This is a genomic window from Variovorax sp. 05N34, assembly GCF_056397405.1.
Window position 1 is genome coordinate 114,323 of the sequence record NZ_JBFTNI010000006.1, and the last position, 22,529, is coordinate 136,851.

General features: G+C 65.8%; 23 protein-coding genes and 1 pseudogene. 17 read left to right on the forward strand and 7 right to left on the reverse strand.

What is annotated here, in order from left to right:
* The first annotated feature begins 94 nt into the window (after window positions 1–94).
* From AC1DMA_RS17580 to AC1DMA_RS17645, 14 genes and pseudogenes are all read left to right on the forward strand, one after another.
* A complete protein-coding gene (locus AC1DMA_RS17580) occupies window positions 95–685 on the forward strand; it encodes a DUF3305 domain-containing protein (protein ID WP_478127927.1) in 591 nt (196 codons plus the stop codon).
* The gene (locus AC1DMA_RS17585; protein ID WP_478145009.1) at window positions 678–1,316 is read left to right on the forward strand and encodes a DUF3306 domain-containing protein; all 639 of its coding nucleotides are present in this window, start codon (window positions 678–680) and stop codon (window positions 1,314–1,316) included. The genes AC1DMA_RS17580 and AC1DMA_RS17585 overlap by 8 nt, the downstream gene beginning before the upstream one ends.
* Entirely contained in the window at window positions 1,276–3,354 is a 2,079-nt protein-coding gene (locus tag AC1DMA_RS17590; protein ID WP_478145190.1) for a 4Fe-4S binding protein, read from the forward strand. The genes AC1DMA_RS17585 and AC1DMA_RS17590 overlap by 41 nt, the downstream gene beginning before the upstream one ends.
* Window positions 3,351–3,968 (forward strand): TorD/DmsD family molecular chaperone, encoded by a 618-nt coding sequence (locus AC1DMA_RS17595; protein WP_478145010.1) that lies wholly within the window; start codon window positions 3,351–3,353, stop codon window positions 3,966–3,968. The genes AC1DMA_RS17590 and AC1DMA_RS17595 overlap by 4 nt, the downstream gene beginning before the upstream one ends.
* A gap of 360 nt (window positions 3,969–4,328) precedes the next feature.
* Window positions 4,329–7,316: a formate dehydrogenase subunit alpha gene (locus AC1DMA_RS17600; RefSeq protein WP_478145011.1), complete on the forward strand. Its 2,988-nt coding sequence runs from the start codon at window positions 4,329–4,331 to the stop codon at window positions 7,314–7,316.
* Window positions 7,317–7,324: 8 nt separating this feature from the next.
* Window positions 7,325–7,951 (forward strand): formate dehydrogenase FDH3 subunit beta, encoded by a 627-nt coding sequence (gene fdh3B / locus AC1DMA_RS17605; protein ID WP_478127923.1) that lies wholly within the window; start codon window positions 7,325–7,327, stop codon window positions 7,949–7,951.
* Complete coding sequence (locus AC1DMA_RS17610) at window positions 7,948–8,199, forward strand: hypothetical protein (RefSeq protein ID WP_478145012.1); 252 nt, start codon at window positions 7,948–7,950, stop codon at window positions 8,197–8,199. The genes fdh3B and AC1DMA_RS17610 overlap by 4 nt, the downstream gene beginning before the upstream one ends.
* Window positions 8,200–8,211: 12 nt before the next feature.
* The gene (locus AC1DMA_RS17615; RefSeq protein ID WP_478145013.1) at window positions 8,212–9,414 is read left to right on the forward strand and encodes a formate dehydrogenase subunit gamma; all 1,203 of its coding nucleotides are present in this window, start codon (window positions 8,212–8,214) and stop codon (window positions 9,412–9,414) included.
* Window positions 9,411–9,809 (forward strand): hypothetical protein, encoded by a 399-nt coding sequence (locus AC1DMA_RS17620; RefSeq protein ID WP_478145014.1) that lies wholly within the window; start codon window positions 9,411–9,413, stop codon window positions 9,807–9,809. Before AC1DMA_RS17615 ends, AC1DMA_RS17620 begins: the two co-directional genes overlap by 4 nt.
* An 88-nt stretch (window positions 9,810–9,897) precedes the next feature.
* Window positions 9,898–11,151 (forward strand): molybdopterin molybdotransferase MoeA, encoded by a 1,254-nt coding sequence (locus AC1DMA_RS17625; protein ID WP_478127920.1) that lies wholly within the window; start codon window positions 9,898–9,900, stop codon window positions 11,149–11,151.
* On the forward strand, window positions 11,148–13,079 hold the full coding sequence (locus tag AC1DMA_RS17630) for a molybdopterin biosynthesis protein (protein WP_478145015.1): 1,932 nt from the start codon (window positions 11,148–11,150) through the stop codon (window positions 13,077–13,079). Before AC1DMA_RS17625 ends, AC1DMA_RS17630 begins: the two co-directional genes overlap by 4 nt.
* Window positions 13,076–13,825, forward strand: a complete 750-nt coding sequence (locus AC1DMA_RS17635) for an ABC transporter permease (protein WP_478145016.1) — start codon at window positions 13,076–13,078, stop codon at window positions 13,823–13,825. Before AC1DMA_RS17630 ends, AC1DMA_RS17635 begins: the two co-directional genes overlap by 4 nt.
* Window positions 13,826–13,887: 62 nt before the next feature.
* A pseudogene (locus tag AC1DMA_RS17640) lies at window positions 13,888–14,508 on the forward strand (ATP-binding cassette domain-containing protein); the annotation flags it as partial.
* Window positions 14,505–15,323: an ABC transporter substrate-binding protein gene (locus AC1DMA_RS17645; RefSeq protein ID WP_478145017.1), complete on the forward strand. Its 819-nt coding sequence runs from the start codon at window positions 14,505–14,507 to the stop codon at window positions 15,321–15,323. The pseudogene AC1DMA_RS17640 and the gene AC1DMA_RS17645, both read left to right, overlap by 4 nt.
* A gap of 62 nt (window positions 15,324–15,385) precedes the next feature.
* Here AC1DMA_RS17645 and AC1DMA_RS17650 read toward each other — a convergent pair whose 3' ends face one another.
* Window positions 15,386–15,697, reverse strand: coding sequence for a M23 family metallopeptidase (locus AC1DMA_RS17650; RefSeq protein ID WP_478145018.1), 312 nt, complete (start codon window positions 15,695–15,697; stop codon window positions 15,386–15,388).
* On the opposite strand from AC1DMA_RS17650, the gene AC1DMA_RS17655 reads away from it, so the two are divergent.
* Window positions 15,681–16,112 (forward strand): hypothetical protein, encoded by a 432-nt coding sequence (locus tag AC1DMA_RS17655; protein WP_478145019.1) that lies wholly within the window; start codon window positions 15,681–15,683, stop codon window positions 16,110–16,112. The genes AC1DMA_RS17650 and AC1DMA_RS17655 overlap by 17 nt on opposite strands.
* On the opposite strand, the gene AC1DMA_RS17660 is transcribed toward AC1DMA_RS17655, so the two are convergent.
* Window positions 16,083–16,628, reverse strand: coding sequence for a gluconokinase (locus tag AC1DMA_RS17660; RefSeq protein WP_478145020.1), 546 nt, complete (start codon window positions 16,626–16,628; stop codon window positions 16,083–16,085). The two genes, AC1DMA_RS17655 and AC1DMA_RS17660, sit on opposite strands and share 30 nt — an antisense overlap.
* Window positions 16,629–16,743: 115 nt before the next feature.
* On the reverse strand, window positions 16,744–17,100 hold the full coding sequence (locus AC1DMA_RS17665; protein WP_478145021.1) for a hypothetical protein: 357 nt from the start codon (window positions 17,098–17,100) through the stop codon (window positions 16,744–16,746).
* 199 nt (window positions 17,101–17,299) lie between these two features.
* On the opposite strand from AC1DMA_RS17665, the gene AC1DMA_RS17670 reads away from it, so the two are divergent.
* Window positions 17,300–17,746 (forward strand): SRPBCC family protein, encoded by a 447-nt coding sequence (locus AC1DMA_RS17670; protein WP_478145022.1) that lies wholly within the window; start codon window positions 17,300–17,302, stop codon window positions 17,744–17,746.
* Window positions 17,747–17,777: 31 nt separating this feature from the next.
* On the opposite strand, the gene AC1DMA_RS17675 is transcribed toward AC1DMA_RS17670, so the two are convergent.
* The 3 genes from AC1DMA_RS17675 to AC1DMA_RS17685 all read right to left on the reverse strand — a co-directional run bounded on the left by AC1DMA_RS17675 (window position 17,778) and on the right by AC1DMA_RS17685 (window position 20,498).
* Window positions 17,778–18,911, reverse strand: coding sequence for a serine hydrolase domain-containing protein (locus AC1DMA_RS17675; protein WP_478145023.1), 1,134 nt, complete (start codon window positions 18,909–18,911; stop codon window positions 17,778–17,780).
* Window positions 18,912–18,945: 34 nt separating this feature from the next.
* On the reverse strand, window positions 18,946–19,227 hold the full coding sequence (locus AC1DMA_RS17680; RefSeq protein WP_478145024.1) for an immunity protein Tsi6 family protein: 282 nt from the start codon (window positions 19,225–19,227) through the stop codon (window positions 18,946–18,948).
* 215 nt (window positions 19,228–19,442) lie between these two features.
* Window positions 19,443–20,498, reverse strand: a complete 1,056-nt coding sequence (locus AC1DMA_RS17685; protein WP_478145025.1) for an RNA methyltransferase — start codon at window positions 20,496–20,498, stop codon at window positions 19,443–19,445.
* A gap of 91 nt (window positions 20,499–20,589) precedes the next feature.
* Between AC1DMA_RS17685 and AC1DMA_RS17690 the strand changes: the two genes are divergently transcribed.
* Entirely contained in the window at window positions 20,590–21,693 is a 1,104-nt protein-coding gene (locus AC1DMA_RS17690) for an ATP-dependent DNA ligase (protein ID WP_478145026.1), read from the forward strand.
* A gap of 7 nt (window positions 21,694–21,700) precedes the next feature.
* On the opposite strand, the gene AC1DMA_RS17695 is transcribed toward AC1DMA_RS17690, so the two are convergent.
* The gene (locus AC1DMA_RS17695) at window positions 21,701–22,525 is read right to left on the reverse strand and encodes a FadR/GntR family transcriptional regulator (RefSeq protein ID WP_478145027.1); all 825 of its coding nucleotides are present in this window, start codon (window positions 22,523–22,525) and stop codon (window positions 21,701–21,703) included.
* Window positions 22,526–22,529: the final 4 nt, after the last annotated feature.

Below are 22,529 nucleotides of genomic sequence, written 5' to 3' on the forward strand. Positions count from 1 at the left end.
GTCGAGCGCGCCCGCTGGGTCAAATACGATTGCGCAATAGGCCGATTCAAGGAATGAATGACGGCAACCATCAGCATCGGCTATTGTTCACTTCATGCCCTCGTCCGGAACTCCAGCGCCCGATGGCGCCGGTCGCCCAACGCTCGACGTGGCCGTCGTCATGCGCCGCGAGCGCCTGCATGGCCCCTCCAGCCGCTGGCAGCAGTGGCGCTGGCGCCTCGAGCGCGTGATGCCCGACGAGCCGGGTTTCGGCACCGAGCCGCGCATGCTGCACTGCGAGAGCGGCGAGCAGCATTGGCTGCACCCCGGCTTCAAGGTCGAGCTGTTTCGAGACGAAGCCGAGGGCTACCATCTGAACGCCACCGCGCCGGCCCCGTGTTGGTTCGTTCTCTGGCGCATGGACGAGGAGGCGACGCTCGGCCCTGAGCCAATCCCCCGCCCGGTCGTCGTGACCTTGAGCTACTACGAAGCCGGTCGCTGGCTGGACGCGCAGGAAACGGTCGAGCAGGTGCCGGCGCCGCCGGAGGTGATCGACTGGCTGCGCGCGTTCGTCGACGCGCACTACGTGATCGAGCCCAAGCGCCGTCGGCGGCCCGAGAGCTTCCGGCCGCTGGTGGACCGCTTCGGCAATGCCGCGAGCGTGACCACTGAAAAGAGGCGCGGACGGGGGGCTGGCGATGTCTGAAGGCTTCATGGGGCGATGGTCGCGGCGCAAGCAGGAGATGCGGGTCGGAAAGACAGCACCGGAAGAAGCACCCGTGCCGGTGCCCGCGCTGGCGCCCGCTCCGGTGACAGCGGCTGCGAGTGCGCCGGCCGCTTCCGCCCCAGCCTCCGGGCCCGAAGCCGAAGGCGAAAAACCTCCGGCGACACCGGCGCTCACCCTCGTGGATGTGCAGGGGCTGGGTGTCGAATCGGACTACAGGCCCTTCGTGGCCAAAGAGGTCGCGCCCGAGGTCAGGAATGCGGCCTTCAAAAAGCTTTTCTCCGATCCCCACTTCAACACAATGGACGGCCTCGACACCTACGTCGACGACTATTCGAAGCCCATGCCGCTGCCCGACAGCGTCCTGCGCCAAATGGCGAGCGCCAGCTTCCTGAAGCTTTTCGACGAAGTGCGCGAGCCGCCCCCCGCGGAACCCCCTAGGACCACGGAGGAAGAGGACGTGGCACAGTCTCGGGATTCCGGTGAAATTCCAAGCCCGCCGGTTGCCGAAGCGCAGCCGGCCAGCCAAGAGAGCGATGACGACCACGCTGATCTGCGACTGCAACCAGACGATGCCACTCGAGGCCAAAACCCTCGGAACGGCGCTGGCTGAAACGCTTCCCTTGCACTCGGCGCTGTGCCGCCGCGAAGCGCCGTCCTTCCAGCGCGCGATCCAGTCCGGCGACGACGTGGTGGTCGCCTGCACCCAGGAAAAGCGGCTGTTCGGCGAGCTCGCCACGAGCACGCCCGACGCTGTCTCGCCGATCCGCTTCGTCAACATTCGCGAAACCGGCGGCTGGAGCCGCGACGCGAAACATGCAATGCCCAAGATCGCGGCGCTGCTGGCAGCGGCCGCGCTGCCTGAGCCCGAGCCCGTCGCGACCGTGGGCTACACGAGCCATGGGCGGCTGCTGATCATCGGCGCACTCGATGCGGCCGAGCGTGCGGCAACGCTGGTCGGCGACACGCTCGAAGTGACTCTCCTGGCGCAGGGTCCCGGCGTACTTGGCGGCGCGCAGGAACGCCGTTGGCCCGTGATCGCAGGGCATATCGACTCGCTCACGGGCTGGCTCGGCGCGTTCACGCTTCGCTGGACGCGCGACAACGCGATCGACCTCGACCTGTGCACCCGCTGCAACGCCTGCGTTGCCGCCTGCCCGGAACAGGCGATCGGGCTGGACTACCAGGTCGACAACGCCAAGTGCACATCGCACCGGGATTGCGAGCGCGCCTGCACCGTCGCTGGTGCGATCGATTTCAGTCGCGAGCCGCAGGTGCTCGACGCGGCCTTCGACCTGGTGCTCGATCTCGGCACTGAGCCGCGCATCGACTGGCACGCGCCGCCGCAGGGCTACTTTCACCTGCCAGGCGGAGTCGCGCATGCCGAAGGCCTGCAGACGCTGCTGCGCCTGCGCGAGATGGTCGGGGAGTTCGAAAAGCCGAAGTTCTTCGATTACCGGCAGAGTCTTTGCGCGCACAGCCGCAACGAGGTGGTCGGCTGCAACGCCTGCGTCGAAGTGTGCTCGGCCCATGCCATCAGCAGCGAGAAGGACCGGCAGCGCATCGTGGTCAACCCGAGCCTGTGCATCGGGTGCGGCGCCTGCACCACCGTGTGCCCCACGGGGGCACTGGGCTACACCTATCCGCGTGCGTCCGACCAGGGGCTCAAGCTGCGCACGCTGCTGGCGACCTACGGCGCGTCGGGTGGCCGCGATGCGGCACTGCTGCTGCACAGCCAGGAGGGCGGGCAGACACTGGTCGAACAGCTCGGAAGGCAGGCGCAACTTGGCAAGGCGCAGGGCCTGCCGGCGCGGGTGATTCCGGTGGGCCTCTTCCATGTGGCGAGCACGGGCGTCGACCTTTGGCTCGGTGCCATCGCTTTTGGCGCCTCTCAGGTGATTGCGCTGAGCACCGGCGAAGAAGCGCCACAGTACGTGACGGCGCTCAAGAAGCAGATGGAAATCGCACAGGCGCTGTTGCGGGGCCTGGGCTACTCCGGCACGCATTTTCACGTGGTCGACACGAACTCGACGGCCGTGCTGGATGCCGCGCTTGCGGGTTTGAGCACGACGGCGCAGCGCGTGCCCGCCATCGCGGCCCGTTTCACGGCAGGAGCCGACAAGCGCAACCGGCTCGAGATGGCGCTCGATCACCTGATGAGCGCAGCGCCCGCCTTGGCAGCGCAGGCCGAAGCATCGTTGGCGGTCGCGCTGCCCGCGGGCTCTCCGCTTGGCGCCGTCGCGGTCGACAAGGAAAAGTGCACCCTTTGCCTCGCCTGCGTCAGCGCCTGTCCTGCCGGCGCATTGCAGGACAGCCAGAGTGCGCCACAGCTGCGCTTCATCGAGAAGAACTGCGTTCAGTGCGGCCTGTGCGCGACGACCTGTCCCGAGGACGCGATCTCGCTCGTGCCACGCTTGCTGGCTTCGCCCGAGCGCAAGCAGTCGGTGCTTCTGAACGAGGCAAAGCCTTGGGCTTGCATCCGCTGCGGCAAGCCCTTCGGCACGCAAAAGGCGATCGAGGCCATGCTCGGCAGACTGGCTGGCCATGCGATGTTCCAGGGTGAAGCGATCGAGCGCCTCAAGATGTGCAGCGACTGTCGGGTCATCGACATCTACAGCGCCACCGACGAAGTGAAGATCGCGCCTTTATGAGCCACCAGCTTCCCACGTCCTCGGCACTGGACGAGGAGATCGCACGCGCCGAGCTCTACGGCCTGCTGGCGCGGCTCTGGTATGCGCCACCGGACGCCGAGCTGCTCGATGCCTTCCGGGTTGCACCAACGGAAGCGCCCGCCACTGGTGCCTTTCTCGAAGAACCGTGGCGCCGACTCGTGGGCATCGCGAGCGACACCAGCGCCGCCGCCGCGCACGACGAATACGACGCGCTCTTCGGCGGCCTCGGCAAGCCCGAGATCGACCTTTTCGGCTCGCACTACATGAGTGGCTTTCTCAACGACAAGCCACTCGTGCAGCTGCGCAACGATCTTGATCGGCTGGGCCTCACGCGTGCCGAGACCATCTCCGAAACCGAAGACCATATCGCCTGCCTGTTCGAAGTGATGCGCTACCTGATCGCCGAGGACGACGTTGAGGTCGCGAACCTGACCCAGCAGCAGGCCATGTTTGCAAAGCACATCCAGCCGTGGCTGCCGGCTTTGTGCGAGAGAGTGTCTCAGCATCCGAAGGCGCGGTTCTACGCGGTGCTCGCTGCCTTCACGCGCGCGTTCGCGGAAGTGGAGACGCAGGCTTTCGACATGCTGGCCTGAAACAAGGTCGTGCTGAACTGGAGCTAGCGGAATACGCGGTTGCCCACGGCTGCGGCCTGGACTAGCATTTCAGGACAAGTAGCGGATTCGACGTCTCGTTAACTCTAGCCACTCCTGGAGTCAATATGCAGGACAGCCAGTGCGCCGGCCCCAAGCCGGCATCCCGTCGGAAATTCTTCCTTGGCGGTGCGTCCCTTGGCGCCGCCGTCACGGCCGTCTCCGTGTTGCCAAAGGTCGTCGATCCGCCGCCGGCGGTCGCTCCTTCAGCCCTGCCGCCTGCCCCCGAAAAGGGAGGCGGGTATTCCCTTAGCGAGCACGTCAAGCGGTACTACAAGACCGCGTCTGCCTGAGGAACTCCCGATGCTGCTGACAAGAAAAGCTCCAGGCAATCCCGGTCGAAGCGCCGCCGGTGGGTCTGCAGCCGTCTCGCCGTTCGTCGACAGTCTTCGGCGCGGTCTCGCGAACGCCTTGCCGACCATGGACAGGCGCGCCTTCCTGCGGCGCTCGGGCCTCGGCGTCGGGGTCGGCGTGGCCGCCGGCCAACTCACGCTCATGCGCAAGGCGCAGGCCGCCGACGCCACGCCTGTGGGGCTCGGTGCCGGCAAGATCGAAGTCAAGCGCACGGTCTGTTCGCATTGCTCGGTCGGTTGCGCCTCCGATGCGGTGGTCGAGAACGGCGTGTGGGTGCGCCAGGAGCCGGTGTTCGATTCCCCGCTCAATCTCGGCGCCCACTGCGCAAAAGGTGCGGCATTGCGCGAGCACGGCCATGGCGAGTACCGGCTGCGCTATCCGATGAAGCTCGTCAACGGCAAGTACGAGCGCATCAGCTGGGACACCGCGCTCGACGAAATCGTCGCCAGGCTCAAGGAACTCACCAAGGCCAGCGGTCCTGACGCCATCTACTGGATCGGGTCGAGCAAGCACAGCAACGAGCAGTCCTACCTGCTGCGCAAGTTCGTCAGCTTCTTCGGGAGCAACAACTGCGACCACCAGGCGCGCATCTGTCACTCCACCACGGTCGCGGGTGTCGCGAACACATGGGGCTACGGCGCCATGACCAACTCGTACAACGACATGCGCAATGCGAAGGTCGCGATGTACATCGGCTCGAACGCGGCCGAAGCGCATCCGGTCAGCATGCTGCACATCCTGCACGCCAAGGAGAACGGCTGCAAGATGATCGTGGTCGATCCGCGATTCACACGCACGGCAGCGAAGGCGGACGAATACGTGCGCATTCGCTCGGGCTCGGACATTCCGTTTCTGTTCGGAATCCTGCACCACATCTTCAAGAACGGTTGGGAAGACAAGAAGTACATCAACGATCGCGTCTACGGGATGGAGGAGGTTCGCGCGGACGTTCTCTCCAAGTGGACGCCCGACAAGGTCGAGGAGGCCTGCGGCGTCAACGAAGCCCAGGTTCTCAAGATCGCGACCTTGCTCAACGAGAACCGCCCGGGCACCGTCGTGTGGTGCATGGGGCAGACGCAGCACACGATCGGCAACGCCATCGTGCGAGCCTCCTGCATCCTCCAGCTTGCCCTGGGCAATGTCGGCACGGCAGGTGGCGGCACCAACATCTTCCGCGGCCACGACAACGTGCAGGGTGCCACCGATGTCGGCCCCAATCCCGACTCGCTGCCGGGCTACTACGGTCTGGTCGAGGGTTCGTGGAGGCACTTCGCCGGGGTCTGGGGCGTGGACTACGACTGGATCAAAGGCCGCTTCGCATCGCCCGCGATGATGACCAAGCCAGGCATCACCGTCTCGCGATGGATCGACGGGGTGCTCGAGAAGAACGAGCTGATCGACCAGGATTCGAACCTGCGCGGCGTCTTCTACTGGGGACATGCGCCCAATTCGCAGACGCGCGGGCTCGAGATGAAGCGGGCCATGGACAAGCTCGACCTGCTGGTGGTGGTCGACCCCTACCCATCGGCCACGGCAGCGATGGCCGCGATGCCGGGCCGGCCCGAGGACCAGAACCCGAACCGCGCGGTCTATCTGCTGCCGGCCTGCACGCAGTTCGAGACCAGCGGCTCCGTCACGGCCTCCAATCGTTCGCTGCAGTGGCGCGAGAAGGTCATCGATCCGCTGTGGGAAAGCCGCAGCGATCAGATGATCATGCAGCAGTTTGCCGATCGCCTTGGCTTCGGCAAGGAGCTCAGCAAGAACTACAAGATGCAGAAGGTCAAGGGCATGGACGAGCCCTTGCCCGACGACATCCTGCGCGAGATCAACAGGTCCTGCTGGGCGGTCGGCTACACGGGCCAGAGCCCCGAGCGGCTTCAGGCCCACATGCGCAACATGGGCGCCTTCGACGTGCGCACCCTCAAGGCCAAGGGCTCCGTCAAGGACAAGGTCAACGGCTACGACATCGAAGGCGACTACTTCGGCTTGCCGTGGCCCTGCTACGGAACTCCGGAACTCAAGCACCCCGGCTCGCCAAATCTCTATGACACCTCCAAGCACGTGATGAATGGCGGCGGCAACTTCCGCGCGAACTTCGGCGTGGAGCGCGACGGCAAGAATCTCCTGGCCGAGGACGGCTCCTGCTCGCTCGGCGCCGACATCACCACGGGCTACCCCGAGGTCGACCACCTGCTGCTGAAGAAGCTGGGCTGGTGGGACGAACTCACCGACGCCGAAAAGCCCAAGGCTGAAGGCAAGAACTGGAAGACGGACAACTCCGGCGGGATGATTCGCGTGTTCATGAAGAACCACGGCTGCCATCCCTTCGGCAATGCGAAGGCGCGAGCGGTGGTGTGGAACTTTCCGGACGGGATTCCGCAGCATCGCGAGCCGCTCTACGGCACGCGGCCCGACCTGGCAGTGAAGTATCCGACGCACGACGACAAGATGGCGTTCTGGCGCCTGCCCACGCTCTACAAGAGCATCCAGCAGAAGAACATTGCCGACAAGCTGGCCGAGAAGTTCCCCTACATCATGACTTCGGGGCGGCTCGTGGAGTACGAAGGCGGCGGCGAGGAAACGCGCTCCAACCCCTGGCTGGCCGAGTTGCAGCAGGAGATGTTCATCGAGATCCATCCGAAGGTCGCGGCCGAGAAGAACATCCGCAATGGCGAGCGTGCCTGGGTGCATACGCCCACCGGCGCCAAGCTCAACGTCCAGGCCCTGGTGACCGAGCGCGTCGGGCCCGACACGGTGTTCATGCCGTTCCACTTCTCGGGCCGCTGGCAGGGCGCGGACCTGCTCGCCTACTACCCGACCGGCGCGGCGCCGATCGTGCGTGGCGAGGCGATCAATACGTCAACCACCTACGGCTATGACAGCGTCACCATGATGCAAGAGACCAAGACCACGATCTGCAACATCGAGAAAGCCTAGGAGCTGCCATGGCAAGAATGAAGTTCGTCTGCGATTCCGAGCGTTGCATCGAATGCAACGGCTGTGTCACGGCATGCAAGAACGAGAACGAGGTGCCATGGGGCGTGAACCGCCGCCGCGTGGTCACGCTCAACGACGGCGTGCCGGGTGAGAAGTCGATCTCGGTGGCCTGCATGCATTGCTCCGACGCGCCCTGCATGGCGGTGTGCCCCGTGCAATGCTTCTACCGCACCGAGGAAGGCGTGGTGCTGCATGACAAGGACGTGTGCATCGGCTGCGGCTACTGCTCCTATGCCTGTCCATTCGGCGCACCGCAGTTTCCGTCGGAGGGAAGATTCGGAGCGCGCGGCAAGATGGACAAGTGCACCTTCTGCGCCGGCGGCCCCGAAGCCAACGGCTCGGAAGCGGAGTTCGAGAAGTACGGCCGCAACCGCCTGGCCGAAGGCAAGCTGCCCGCCTGCGCCGAGATGTGCTCGACAAAGGCGCTCCTGGCCGGGGACGGTGACGTGGTGGCAGACATTTTTCGCACTCGCGTGTTGCATCGCGGCAAAGGCGCCGAGGTCTGGGGCTGGGGCACGGCCTACGGTTCGCAGCAGGCCGGAAACCCCCCTGCCCCTGCTGGAGAAAAGAAGTGAGGTCCGCGACAGTGGCCTTCCTCGCGCTTGCGTCCAGTGCGACGCTCCTTGCTGCCTGCACCGAGAAGCCGCAGACGAACGCCGAGGGCGTGAAGTACGACGCGACACCCTGGAGTGGCACGGGCACGCAGCCCAACACCGCAACAGCCTTCACCGCGCCCGGTTGGAAGGTCGGCGACAAGAACGCGTGGGAGCAGCAGATCAAGCTTCGCTCCGACGGTCAGAACGAGTACACCAAGGAAAACTGAGCCGGAGGCCGCATGCGCATGAGCTTCACCGACCGCATCCGCCAGGCGTTGACCGCGGCGCTGGCAGCCACGCTGCTGGGGTGCGGTGTGGCGGCGCTGGCACAGGCTGCTGCGCCGGCGCCGCAAGCAGAAGGCGGCATCCGTAGTCAGAACATCTTCGAGGTCAAGCCCGAGGCCAGCGCCGACCCGAACTACCTCACACAGACCAACGGCGAGCGCAACCGGGTACAGCCCGGCAACAACGCGCCGATGTGGCGCCAGGTAAGCGGGGGCGTCACCGGCTACAGCAGCCTGCCCCTGAGCGAGGCGCCGGAAGCCGGCAACCTGATCCAGCGCTTCGTGCAGTATCCAGGCTCGCGCTTCACCAACGCCGGCGAGGCTTGGCGCCAGGTGCGCAACGACTGGATCATTCCATATGGCGCAGCGCTGCTCTTCGTCACGCTGCTGGCGCTGGCGATCTTCTACTTCACGCGCGGCCCGATGCGCCTGCATGGTGCGAAGACCGGCCGCAAGATCGAGCGCTTCACGCCCTTCGAGCGCGCCGTGCATTGGTCCAATGCCATCGCGTTCGTCACGCTCGCGCTGTCGGGCATCGTGATGGCATTCGGCAGGTTTTTCCTTCTGCCAGTGCTTGGCGGATCTCTGTTCGGCTATCTCACCTATGTGCTCAAGACCGTGCACAACTTTGTCGGGCCTCTGTTTGTCGTGACCACGATCTTCATGATCTTCATCTTCATTCGAAGCAACTGGCCGCGCGCGGAGGACATCACCTGGCTGCGGCACGGCGGCGGCCTGTTCGGCGGCAAGGAGCCCGCGTCGCATCGCTTCAACGCCGGCGAGAAGCTGGTGTTCTGGGGCGGCGTGCTCTTTCTTGGCAGCATCGTCATCGGCTCGGGACTGTTCCTGGACAAGCTGCTGCCGGGCATCGTCTACACGCGCGGCGCGATGCAGATCGCGCACATGGTGCATGCAGTCGCCACGCTGTGCATGGTGGCCCTGATCATGGGTCACATCTACATCGGCACGCTGGGCATGACGGGCGCCTACAAGGCGATGCGCGAAGGCTACGTCGACGAGACCTGGGCGCGCGAGCACCATCGGCTCTGGTACGACGACATCGCGGCGGGCAAGATCCCGGCGCAGCGCACGCCGAAGCCCGGCGATCCGGGCCCGGCCCCAGTGACGCCGCTGAGCGCGCGAGGAAGCTCCGTATGAAGCGCGAACTGACACGATGTGCGCTGGCGCTCGCATTGGCTGGGTCATCGGCGTTCGCCAAGCTGCCGGCACCCACGCCCGAAGCCCAGGCCAAGGCAGCGGAAGCAGCCGCCCGCACGGCGTGGAACACCAAGAGAGACGCATACCAGCTCTGCAAGGCGCAAGACCGGGTCGCAGCAAAGTACCGCGCCAGTGCCGAAGCAGCCGGCAAGCCGTTGCCGACGGCGATGACGACGCCACCTTGCGTGGACCCGGGCCCGTATGTGGCCCCGGCGCCGACGGGCGAGACCAAGCCGATCGAAGCCTCGGGCGCGCATTCGCCATCCACCACGGCGACTGCCCCGCCGAGTTCGAACCAGACCTCGGCCGAGACCAATCCCGCTCCGAAGAAGTAATTCCGCCGCTCTCGCGCAAGCGCAGCGCTGGCCATCTCTCAAGCGCCGCGTCCGCGAGGCCGCTGCGTCCAAATCCTATACTGGCCGCATGCCGACACCCGAACGAACCGTCCCCGCCGATGTGCGCATGCGCGGCTTCACGCAGCGCGCGGAGGTGCCCGCGGCGCTCGCCTGGATCGACGCCCATACGCCGCTGCTGCATGGCGAATCCGTGGCGGTCGAAGAGGCCACAGACCGGGTGCTTCTGAGTGACCTGATCGCCCCCATCGCGGTGCCCGAGTTCGAGCGCGCGGCCATGGACGGCTATGCGCTGCGCGGCAGCGACACCACAGGCGCCGGCGACTACAACCCGCTGGAGTTCGCGCTCGTGGGGCATGCATGGCCCGGCCGGCCTTTCGAGGGCGCAGTGCCCGCGGGCGCAGCGCTGCGCATCATGACCGGCGCCCCGGTGCCGCACGGACTGGATGCCGTGGTGCCGGCCGAATACGCGAGCGAACAGGATGGGCGCCTGACCATCACGCGGGCCGTCGCCCCGGGCCAGCACGTGGGCCACATCGGCGAAGACATTGCGTGCGGCACCACGGCGCTGGTCGCCGGCCGGCGTCTGCGGCCGCAGGACACAGGCTTGGCCGCCTCGCTCGGTTTCGCTCATCTGGAGGTGGTCCGCCGCCCCCGTGTGCGACTGCTGGTGACCGGCAACGAAGTGCGCCCGCCCGGCGAACCCAAGGGGCCTTGCGAGATCTACGACGCCAACTCGATGACCTTGCGTGGCCTGGTCGCGCGCGACGGTGGCCTGCTCGAATCCCATCAGCGATTGGGCGACGACCCGCGGGTCATTGCACAGGCGCTGGGAGCGGCGGGTGCCGACGTCGTGCTCGTCTCCGGCGGCTCCAGCGTGGGCGCCGAGGACCATGCGCCGCGCCTTCTGGCCGAACTGGGCGAACTGGCGATCCACGGCATCGCGATGCGGCCTTCGAGCCCGGCGGGCATGGGCCGCGTGGGCGACGCGCTGGTGTTTCTTCTGCCGGGCAATCCCGTCTCGTGCCTGTGTGCCTACGACTTCTTCGCCGGCCGCGCGATTCGTCGACTCGGCGGGCGGCCCGCCGACTGGCCCTACCCCAAGACACGCGCCATCGTGGCGCGCAAGATCGTCTCGCAAGTGGGACGCGTCGACTACGTCCGCGTGAAGATCGGCACATCGGGTATCGAGCCGCTTGCGCTGTCCGGCGCGTCCATGCTGAGCTCGACCACGCGGGCCGATGGCTTCGTGGTCGCTCCCGCCGAAAGCGAAGGCTTCGGGCCCGGGACTGAAGTCACTGTTCATCTCTACGAGTGCCCGTGAAAGCCCAATCGCAATTTCTCGATGTCGTCACGCGCGACGAGGCCGAGCGCCGCTTCCGCGAGCACCTGAAGCTCTCGCCCCTGGGCTCCGAGACCATTCCCCTCGCCGACGCTCTGGGCAGAGTGCTCGCCGAAGACGTGATCGCCGCTATCGACGTGCCCGGCTTCGATCGTTCGAACGTCGACGGCTTTGCCGTGCAGGCCGCCGACACCTGGGGCGCGATGGAGGAGCAGGCGCGCACGCTGGCGCTCACCGGAGAGACGCTGGCGCCGGGCATCGTTCCGCGCCACGAGGTGGCAAGCGGCCAGGCGACGGCGATCGCCACAGGCGGCATGCTGCCGCGCCGCGCCGATGCGGTGGTGATGGTCGAATACACCGATGCCGATGCGGACGATGGCCGCGTGCAGATCCGCCGCGTCGCCACGGCGGGCGAGAACGTCAGCTACGCCGGCACCGACATCGCGCGCGGCGAAACCGTGCTGCGCGCTGGGCAGGTTCTGAGTTCGCGCGAGATCGGCGTGCTCGCGGCGCTCGGTCTTGCGAAGGTCAGCGCCCACCGCAAGCCGCGCGTCGCCATCTTCTCCACCGGCAACGAGATCGTTGCGCCCGGCGCGCCATTGCCCACGGGAGCCGTCTACGACTCCAACGCAGCCATCATCAGCGCCGCCGTCGAGGAACTCGGTGGCGAGCCCGTGCGCCTGGGCGTGATTCCGGACGACGAGGCTGCGCTATCCGCCGCGCTCATGCGGGGGCTCGATTGCGATGCGGTGGTGTTCTCGGGCGGGACATCCAAGGGCGAAGGCGACCTCTCCTATCGGGTGGTTGCCGCGCTTGGCGACCCTGGCGTGGTGGCGCACGGTGTCGCGCTCAAGCCTGGCAAGCCGGTGTGCCTGGCTGTCACGCGGGGCAAGCCTGTGGTGATCCTGCCGGGGTTTCCGACTTCGGCGGTCTTCACGTTCCATGAGTTCCTGGCGCCAGTGATCCGCGCCTTCGCAGGCCTGCCTCCGGAGCGACGCAACCATGTGGCGGCCACGCTGCCCATGCGCGTGAATTCCGAGCGTGGCCGGACCGAATACCTCCTGGTCGGCTTGGTGCCGAGCGAAGCAGGCATGGCGGCCTATCCGATGGGCAAGGGTTCGGGCTCGGTCACCACCTTCAGTGGAGCGGATGGCTTCATCACCATCGGCCAGCACACGGAGATCGTCGATGCGGGCGCGCCCGTGCAGGTGCAGTTGCTGAGCCAGGGGCTCGATGCCGCCGACCTCATCTTCATCGGCAGCCATTGCGTCGGGCTGGATTGGCTGATCGGCGAGCTGACGCGCCAGGGGCTTCGCGTCAAGGCCATGAACGTCGGCAGCACCGGCGGGCTGATGGCCGCCAAGCGCGGCGAATGCGATCTGGCGGGCATTCATCTGATGGACCCGGCGACCGGTGTCTACAACCGGCCGCTGCTCACGCCGGCGCTTGAATTGATCACCGGATACGGTCGCATGCAAGGCATCGTCTACCGTGCGTCGGATGCGCGCTTCGAGGGGCGTGATGCTGGCGCCGCCATCGCAGCGGCAACCAACGAGCCCGGATGCACGATGGTGAATCGAAACGCCGGCAGCGGAACGCGCATCCTCATCGACCGCCTGCTCGACGGCGCCAGGCCGGCAGGCTATGGCGTGCAGACCAAGTCGCACAACGCAGTGGCGGTCGCCGTCACGCAGCAGCGCGCCGACTGGGGCCTGGCGATCGACACTGTCGCGCGGCAATACGGCCTCGGCTTCATCCCGGTGCAGGAAGAGCGCTATGACTTCGTCGTGCCGAAGGCGCGCAGGGACCGTGCGCCGGTGCAAGCCTTCATCACCCTGCTGCAATCGGCAGCGGCTCGCGAGGCGCTGAGCCGGCTGGGCTTTCGCGTCGAAATTGCAAGCCGAGCGTGAACACCTTTGCAGATAGCGCCGCTGCGGCGGGGAGCCTCGTTGTTTCGGCAGACCCTGTGTTGCTGTCCATCGTCGGTCGTTCGCTCGCGGTCAGCGCAGCGGCTTGCCTCGCGGGATGCACCTTCGGCCTCTTGATGGGCGCTTGCCTCGCGGTGACCCGCTTCACCGGGCGCGGCGTGTTGCTCACACTGCTCAACACGCTGCTGGCATTGCCTTCGGTGGTGGTGGGGCTCGTCGTCTACCTGCTTCTGTCGCGCTCGGGGCCGCTCGGCTTCCTGGGCTGGCTCTTCAGCTTCAAGGCGATGGTGATCGCGCAGACGATCCTCGTGCTGCCCGTGGTCACCGCCCTCGCCCGCCAGACCATCGAAGATGCCGATCGCGCTCACGGCGAGCAGTTGCGCTCCCTGGGCGCCGGCTCATTCATGCGTGCGCTGCTGCTCGTGTGGGACGAGCGCTATGCGCTGGTCACCGTGGTCATCGCCGCCTTCGGCCGTGCGGTGTCCGAAGTCGGTGCGGTGATGATCGTGGGCGGCAACATCGACGGTTTCACACGGGTGATGACCACAGCCATCGCGCTGGAAACCAGCAAGGGCGACCTGCCCCTCGCACTGGCGCTCGGGTTCGTGCTGCTGGCAGTGGTGCTGTTGCTCAACATCGGCATTGCAATATTGCGCGGCTGGCGCGAGCGCATTGACGGCGGCGCGCTCGATGCATCTGCGCGGCGCCGGATCGAGGTGGCCTCGTGAAGCTATTCGATCTGCAAGGTGTCGACGTGCGCTTCGGCCACGTGCCGGCCCTCGTCGGGGTCAGTTTGTCGATCCGCTCCGGAGAACGGGTCGCACTGATCGGCGCGAACGGCAGCGGCAAGAGCACCTTGCTGCGCGTGCTGCACGGCCTCGTGGCGCATGCCGAGGGCACATTCGACAACAAGGTTCAGCGCTGGGCGCAGGCCATGTTGTTCCAGCGGCCGCACTTGCTGCGCGCCAGCGTCCGCAACAACGTCGCGCTCCCGCTCTGGCTGCACGGCACGCGATGGCGCGAGGCGCAGTTCCAGGCAAGCCTCGCCCTCGATCGGGTCGGGCTGGCCGACCTCGCGCGGCGAAACGCGCGCACGCTCTCGGGCGGGCAGCAGCAGCGCGTGGCGCTCGCGCGCGCATGGGTGCTGCAGCCGGACGTGTTGTTCCTCGACGAACCGACCGCGAGCCTGGACCCCACTGCCAAGCGCGAAGTCGAGCGATTGATAGGCACGGTCGCCAATGGCCGCACGCTGGTGTTCGCCAGCCACAACCTGGGGCAGGTGAAGCGGCTCGCAAGCCGTGTCATCTATCTGGAGCACGGTCGCATCGTGGTCGATCTGCCTGTTCATGAATTCTTCGCCGGCCCTTTGCCGGATGAAGCTGCCCTGTTCCTCAAAGGAGAGTTGGTATGAGAAAGATATTTTGTGCGCTCCTCATCTCGGCGAGCGCCTTGGCTGCACAAGCAGAGACGATCACGATGGCATCGACCACGTCGACAGAGCAGTCGGGCTTGTTTGCGCATCTGCTGCCAGCGTTCAAGCAGGCCAGCAACATCGACGTCAAGGTCGTGGCAGTCGGCACCGGCCAGGCGATCGACATGGCCAAGCGCGGCGATGCCGATGTGCTCTTCGTACACGACACGGCGGCCGAAGAGAAATTCGTCGCGCAAGGTTTTGCAGCCAGGCGCCTGCCTGTCATGTACAACGACTTCGTCCTTGTCGGGCCGAAGAACGACCCGGCCGGCGTGAAGGGCAAGGACATCGTCGCCGCGCTGAAGAAGATCGCCGCGGCCAACGCACCCTTCGTCTCACGCGGCGACAACAGCGGCACCGATGCGGCCGAGCGCCGGTTGTGGGCGCAAACCGGCATTGCCCCATCTGCCCAGCCTTTGCCCAGCGACAAGAAGGGGGCTGGCTACAAGGAATGCGGCTGCGGAATGGGGCCGGCGCTCAACATCGCTGCATCGAGCGGTGCCTACGTGATGAGCGATCGTGGCACCTGGCTGAGCTTCAAGAACCGTGCGGACCTGGCGGTGCTCGTCGAAGGTGACAAGCGCCTGTTCAACCAGTATGGCGTGATGGTCGTCAGCCCCGCGAAATTCCCGCAGCTCAACAGCGCGGGCGCACAGAAGTTCGTCGACTGGGTGACCTCGCCGGCCGGGCAATCGGTGATTGCAAGCTACAAGATCGGCGGCGAGCAGTTGTTCTTTCCCAATGCAAGCAACTAGATCGCTTCACGCCGCGCGAACGAACGACAGCCCCAGCGGGCGAGCGTGGATCGAGCGGCCCCTCAGGGAGCGGCCGGAAAGCTCACGACATCGCCGCCGAGCGGCAGCGCGTTGCGCCGTTCGCCCGTGACCGCGGTCGAGATCGGGATTGGCTCCAGCGTGTCGAAATACGGCAGCACCTGGGCGAGCGGCGGCGTGCGTCCGGTGAGCATGAGGGCGTCGAACTCGTAGGGCAGGCCGTTCGCGTGCAGGACCGACAAGCGATCCATCACCTGGAAGTGCGCGTGCGGCCCGCCGCCAGTGCCTGAGCTGCCGGCCTTGCCCATCGGCTGCCCGCGCGCGACGCGATCGCCCGGCTTGTACGACGCCCTCACGCCGGCACGGCGCGACGTGCTCGAGTCGATCAATCTCCTGCCGGAACGCGTCGCCACGGTGGCTTCTTTCGAGCAGGTGACTTCAGCTCCAGGCGTGCGCCAGGTGCCGATGACCATCCTGACGGCCGACCAGCCCCCGATCACCGCCCAAGACATCGCCAGCGGCGCCTTCCCGCCGAACGTGACCGCCGAGTTCATCGAGGCGCTGTGGTCGGCGCAAGTCTCGGCGCAGGACGCTCTCGCCAAGCGCTTCCCCGGCGCCAGGCATGTCACCGAGACCCGCAGCCGCCACTACATCCATCTGAGCAGCCGCGGATCGTGGCCGACGCGATCCGTGAAGTCGTCGACGCCGCGCGTCGCTGACCGGTCGGCGCGTTGGACGGATTCATTCCAGGCCGAGTGTTTCGATGATTGACTGCGACAGCACGGCAGCCGCTGGTCCGATGTCGATCCGGATCGCCGGCTCTGGCTCCGAAGGCTCCTCCAGATCGGCAAACTGGCTGTCCAGCAGACTCGTCGGCATGAAATGGCCGTGGCGTGCCGCCAGCCGCGTGGCAATCATTTCTCGAGAGCCGGCGAGATAGACGAACATCACGCCCGAGCCCCGGCGGTTGATCACGTTGCGATAAGAGCGCTTGAGGGCGGAACACGTGATGACGCCGTTTTCACCGGCATCGATGCGCGCATCGACCCAGTCGGCGATCTTCTCCAGCCAGGGCGCGCGATCTTCATCGTTGAGCGGATGCCCGGCCTTCATCTTCTCGACGTTCGATGGCGGATGCAGTTCATCGCCTTCCTCGAAAGGCCAACCCAGTCGGCCCGCGAGTATCGCCGCGACGGTCGTCTTGCCGCAGCCCGAGACTCCCATGAGCACCAGAACAATAGGTTGCGCCTGGGAGCGTCGCCCGGACGCGGATGTTCGTTCAGCCAAGCTGTGTCCTCGAAAGTGAAGCGGTATGGTGCCCATTGGCCTGGGCCAGTGCAAGCAATGATTGTTCGAATCTCGCGCAGCGCGCGCAGCGCTGGCCGCACCCGGCAGATCATCCTCAAACCCGCATGCGCAGACCAAAATGCCGGCGGTTGGCCCAGAGGTTGACCAGCGCGTCGAGCTCTGTCGCATAGATCGCCGCCTGCGGTGGCCCGAAGGTGCCATTGCCGCTGGGACTGGTGCGCATGGTCGCGTGCCAAAAGCCGTCCGACCGCTTCCTGTATTGGCCGAGGAACTCACAGCCCAGCGGCGCCGCGATCGAAAAATCGCATCGCCGGAGAAGGAGGCCATCGCTCTTCGAGCCCTCCACGCCTCTCGTCGAGACGAGCATGTGCTCCCCATCATCCTGGAGAACGCTCTCTCTCGGGATGCGGGTCAGCAGTTCCGGCGAAGGTCTTGATTCTGGCTTGTCCATAGCTCCTCCTTTATCGGCCGTCGTCCGACAAGTTGAAGGTGTGCGAATGGAAAAAGTTCATCCAGCGTTCATTTCGGAGGCCATTCCGCCCGAGACATGCCATATGTCGCAAGTAGACTGCGTGTGGCATGTCGATTTCCCCCGCGCTCGTTCGTCGTATGAACGAGGGCCGTCCTCTGCACTTCAGGAGAAAACATTCATGGGTACCAACACTGTCCGTTTGCACCGCGTCCTGCGCGCGCCGGCCGAGCGCATCTATCGCGCCTTTGTCGATCCCGCCGCTTTCGAGCGCTGGCTGCCGCCGTTCGGATTCCTCGGCAAGGTCCACAGCATGGAACCGGTGGTCGGCGGAGCCTGGCGCATGTCCTTCACCAACTTCGGCACCTGCAACAGCCACTCTTTCGGCGGCAAATACCTGGAACTGGTTCCGGGCCAGCGCATTTCCTATGACGCCACCTTCGATGATGCGAACCTGCCCGGCGCCATGAAGACCACCGTGACGCTCACGCCCGTATCGTGTGGCACCGAAATGTCGGTGGTGCAGGAAGGCATCCCGGAGGTGATCCCGCCGGAAATGTGCTACCTCGGCTGGCAGGAATCGCTCATCGCATTGGCCCAACTGGTCGAGCCGAACATTCCGGGCTGAGGGTCTCGCCGTTGCGCTCGCCGGCCTGCAATCAGCGTGGGGGCGGCAGCGCCCGCAGAACGTCCCTGAAAACCCCGAACTGCAACTTGAACGCTTCCGGGCTGTAGTCCTGGTAGTAGCCTGCCGTCACCACGACCACGAGGTCGCGCTCGGGGACGATGCGGATTGACTGCCCGCCTCGCCCGAGTGCGCCAATCCAATGGACCCCACCTGCAGGAGTCTGGACGCGGCCGAGCCACCACAGATACCCATAGTTCTGACCGTCCGTCGTCTTGACCTTTGGGGACGTCGAGGTCTCGATCCATTCCCTGGAGACGGTTTGTCGGCCGTTCCATCGCCCACCCGCGAGCACAAGCTGTCCGATCTTCGCCATGTCGCGCGGACGCAGGCGCAATCCACCTCCGGCATCCGTATGCCCCTTGACGCGGCGCCACTCAAACTGCGTGATGCCCAGAGGCTCGAACAACACTTCCCGGGCGAATTCGTCCAGAGGCTGTCCTGTCGCCTTCCGAACAATGGCGGACACCAGCGCAAGCGCCCCCGTGTTGTAGAAAAACTCTTGGCCCGGCGGCGCAGTGGACGCCAGGCCAAGGACGTAGCGACAGGGATCTGCCGCCCGCCGCATGCGCGACTCATCGTTGTTCTCCTCGGTGGCTGGAGCCGCCTCCACCCACTCAAGGCCCATCGTCATGGTGAGCACGTGCACCAGTTGGATGCGATCCTTTTCAGGCGAACGCAAATCCGCGTACTCGGGGAAGAAGCTGAAGATCGGTTCGTCAACGCTGCGGATCAATCCGCGATCGATGGCGATCCCGAGTGCAAGCGACGCAACGCTCTTTGAAACCGATTTCAGATCATGCAGCGTGTCGGTGTCGAAGACGACATCCTTGACCCGGCTGCCAGAAAAGAAACCGGGGACCTCATCGGGACCGCTGAAGTACTTCTCGAACACCAGCTTCCCTCCGCGGGCGACCAGCACGGCATGTATGTTGGATGAGACCGCGAGCTGATCAGCCATCCCGCACAGCACCACGGCATCGACGAGCTGGTCGTCTCCCGCGTTCAGCGCACCGCAGCGAGCGAGCGGACCCGCGAACGCCGGCAATCCAGGGAGGGATGCGAGCGCAGTCCCGCCAACGAGTGAAGCAAACTGGCGCCGTCTCATGTTGCCTCCATTGGCCCACATGAATCTGACGCGGTCAATCGGGCCTGAGTCCCTGCGCCAGCCTGGCAGCAACCCCTTGCGCGTCCGTCAGCGCGTTGGCGAACACGGCGTCGGAGCGTTGAAGCGCTCTCGTACTGTATTGCCCGACCATGATGTCGCGCAGCTTGGCACGGTCGACCGCCACCTTTCGTTCGAGCACGGCCATCAGGTACTCGAGCTGCATCACGCTGGCCGCATAGATCGCCACCGAGGGCGCTCCAGCCAGGCGGCTGCGCGCCATATCGAGGGCAGCTCCAACAGTGGCGGTCGCATCCAAAATGGTCTCCTGAAATCTGGGGGGACGGGTGCTGTATGGCGGGTGGGGGTACCTTGGCGCGTGCGATTGAACGACGGAGTTCAAACAATTGCACGCCCGACGTTGGGCTAGGCGTGAGACGCATTCGCCAGTAGGCTTCGCGCCAGATGGCAGCAGTGACCGATTCCGCGCCACCCCGATCGCCTTTGCGAGCCTCCGGCGACTCGGAACTCCACTTATGCCTCCAGGGACGGAGCGCGGTGAAACTTCACCTGCGCACCGGCTTGCACGCCGGCTGCGCGCGCCCGCAGCTGCCCGCAGCCGCCGTCGACGTCCTGCCCGGCCGAATAGCGCAGCTTCGTCAGGATGCCGCGCTCGTGCAGCGTGCGCGCAATCGCCTTGCAGCGTTCTCCCGATGGGCGACTGAACGCCACGCCCTCCACGGCGTTGAAGGGAATCATGTTGAGCACGCCGTACTTGCCCGAGAGCAGCCGCACGACGCCTTCGATTTCCTCTTCACTGTCGTTGATGCCTTCCAACAGCGTCCACTGGTATTGAATCGGATAGCCGGTCGCGCGCGCATAACTCTCGCAGGCGGCAACCAGTTCCTGGGGGCTCAGGTTCGGCGCGCGCGGAAGGAGCCTTCTGCGCAACTCGGCGTTGGTCGTATGCAGCGACAGTGCCAACGCCGGCTTGACGCGGCCCTGCTGCAGTCGCTCGAAAACGCGAGGATCGCCCACCGTGGAGAACACCAGGTTCTTGTGCCCGATGTTGCCCGCGGTGCCGAGCAGATCGATTGCTTCCATCACGTTGTCGAGGTTGTGCGCCGGCTCGCCCATGCCCATGAACACCACCTTGCGCACCGGCCTGCGGGTGCGCGCGAGAGCGACCTGGGCAATGATCTCCGCGCTCCCGAGTTGGCGCAGCAGTCCGTCGCGACCGGTCATGCAGAACTGGCAACCGACGGCGCATCCGACCTGCGAGGACACGCACAGACCCTCTCTGGGCAGCAACACGCTTTCGACGGTCTGCCCGTCCGCCAAGGCAACCAGCAGGCGTTCTGAACCATCGGCGCCGGGGTGGATGGCCTGAATGCGCGCCAAGCCCGCGAGTTCAGCCTCGATGGAAGGCAGCGCCGCAAGCAATGATGACGGGAAGAAACTCTCCGGCCGGCGTTTTCCGCTGCTGCGCGGCAGCGCGTGCGACCACAGCCTGAGGACGCGATGTTCGTGCAGCGGGCCGGCTCCGGCGTCCTGCAGCCGTCGTTTGATTTCGTGGATTCGCGTCGACATCCGGCCGATTGTGATGGATGAGACAGAAGCCGAGGCATTGAGTCTGCTTGCGACTACAGCAGCCGCTCCGCGTCGGGCGCTAGGGTCGATCATGGCGTCCGAGCTTCCTTCCGAGCATTCATTTGCGCCTCGTTTCGGCAGCGTGCAACCGATGCTCGCATCCGTTGCGGCGCAAGTGCCCGAAGGCGAAGGCTGGCTCTACGAGCCGAAGTGGGATGGCTTCCGCGCGATCGTGTTTCGGGAAGGCGGCTCGGCGCGCCTTCAGAGCCGCGATACGAAGCCGCTCGATCGCTACTTTCCGGAACTGCTCGAAGCGCTCGCGCGTGCGCTCCCCGAGGGCTGCGTGCTCGACGGCGAGATCGTCGTCGCCGGCACGAACGGCCTGGACTTCGACGCGTTGCAGCAGCGCATTCACCCGGCTGCGTCCCGCATCGAGCGGCTCGCGCACGAGACCCCGGCCTCTTTCGTCGCCTTCGACCTGATCGCGGTGGACGGCGCGGACATATCGGACCGGCCGCAGGATGAGCGTCGGATGCTGCTGGAGGCGCTGCTCATGGACGTGCCACCGCCCATCCATCTCACGCCCATGACCACTTCGCACGGCACGGCCGTCGGATGGCTGCAGTCTTTCGAAGGGGCCGGTCTCGACGGCGTTGTCGCCAAGCCGGCGGACAGCCCGTATCGGCAGGGCCAGCGCGCCATGCTGAAGATCAAGCACGTGCGCAGCGCCGATTGCGTGGTCGCCGGTTTTCGTTGGCACAAGAGCGGCGAGGATGCGGTCGGCTCACTGCTGCTGGGCCTCTACGACGACGACAACGTGCTTCAGCATGTCGGTTCGACGTCGGCTTTCAGCATGGAGACGCGACGCGCACTCGCCAAGGAACTGGCGCCATTGCGGCCGAAGACACTGGACGGCCATCCGTGGGCGCGCTGGGGCGATCCGAACGGCCAGGCGGTGCAGCGCATGCCTGGGGCGCAGAGCCGATGGAGCAGCGGCAAGGATCTGAGCTGGCAACCGCTGCGCATCGAGCGTGTGTGCGAAGTCAAGTACGACCATCTGCAGGGACGGCGCTTCCGCCACGCCGCCATCTTCATGCGCTGGCGTTTCGACAAGCCGCCCGATGCATGCCGCTTCGACCAGCTGGAAGTGGTCGCGCCCTATGCGCTCGCCGAGGTGTTCGCCGGCGAGCATTGAGCGCGACTCAGCCCTCGGGCAAGTTCGACCTCGCACTCGAATTCGCTCGCAAAGGTTCTGCGTGCGCCTTGCGCTGCCGCTCGCGGCTGTTGACCAGATGGATGCGCATGGCCGCACGCGCCGCATCGGGATCGCGGCGCTCGATGGCCGCATAGATGTCCTGATGCTCCTGATTGACCTTCTGCAGATGCTGTTCGCGTTCCTCGACGTTCAGCCAAGACGAGGAGATGCGCGTGCGCGGGATCACTTCCAGCCCCAGATGGCTCATCAATTCGCCGAAATAGTGGTTGCCGGTGGCCTGTGCGATGGTGAGGTGAAATCGAAAATCGGGCGAAACCGTTTCACCGACGGTCGCGAGGTGCTTTTCGAAGTCGTCGAGCGCGCTGCGCATCTCCTGAAGATGCTCGTCGTTTCGGCGCAGTGCCGCGAGCCCGGCAGCTTCCGATTCGATGCTGGTGCGCAGTTCGAGCATCTCCAGCATGTCGAAGATGCCGCCGCCGCTGGATGCCGCATTGCCGAACTGGAAGCGGCCCGGCGCCGCCATTTCGAGGGCGAAGGTCCCCACCCCGTGATGCGTCTGGACCATGCCGGCGGCTTGCAGGCGGGACAAGGCTTCGCGCACCACGCCGCGGCTGACGCCGAAGGTTTGCATGATCACCGCCTCCGTCGGCAGCTTGTCTCCTGGCTTGATCGCCCGGCTCTTGAGCTGCCCGCCGAGAGCCTCGACCAGCTCGTGCGTCAACCCCTTGCCCGGCCGGCGACCGGCCAGTGACGCAGCGCGCAGATCGGTGTCCGCGGAGGTTTCCTCAAAGGTGGGCGAAGGTTCTTGCATGCGC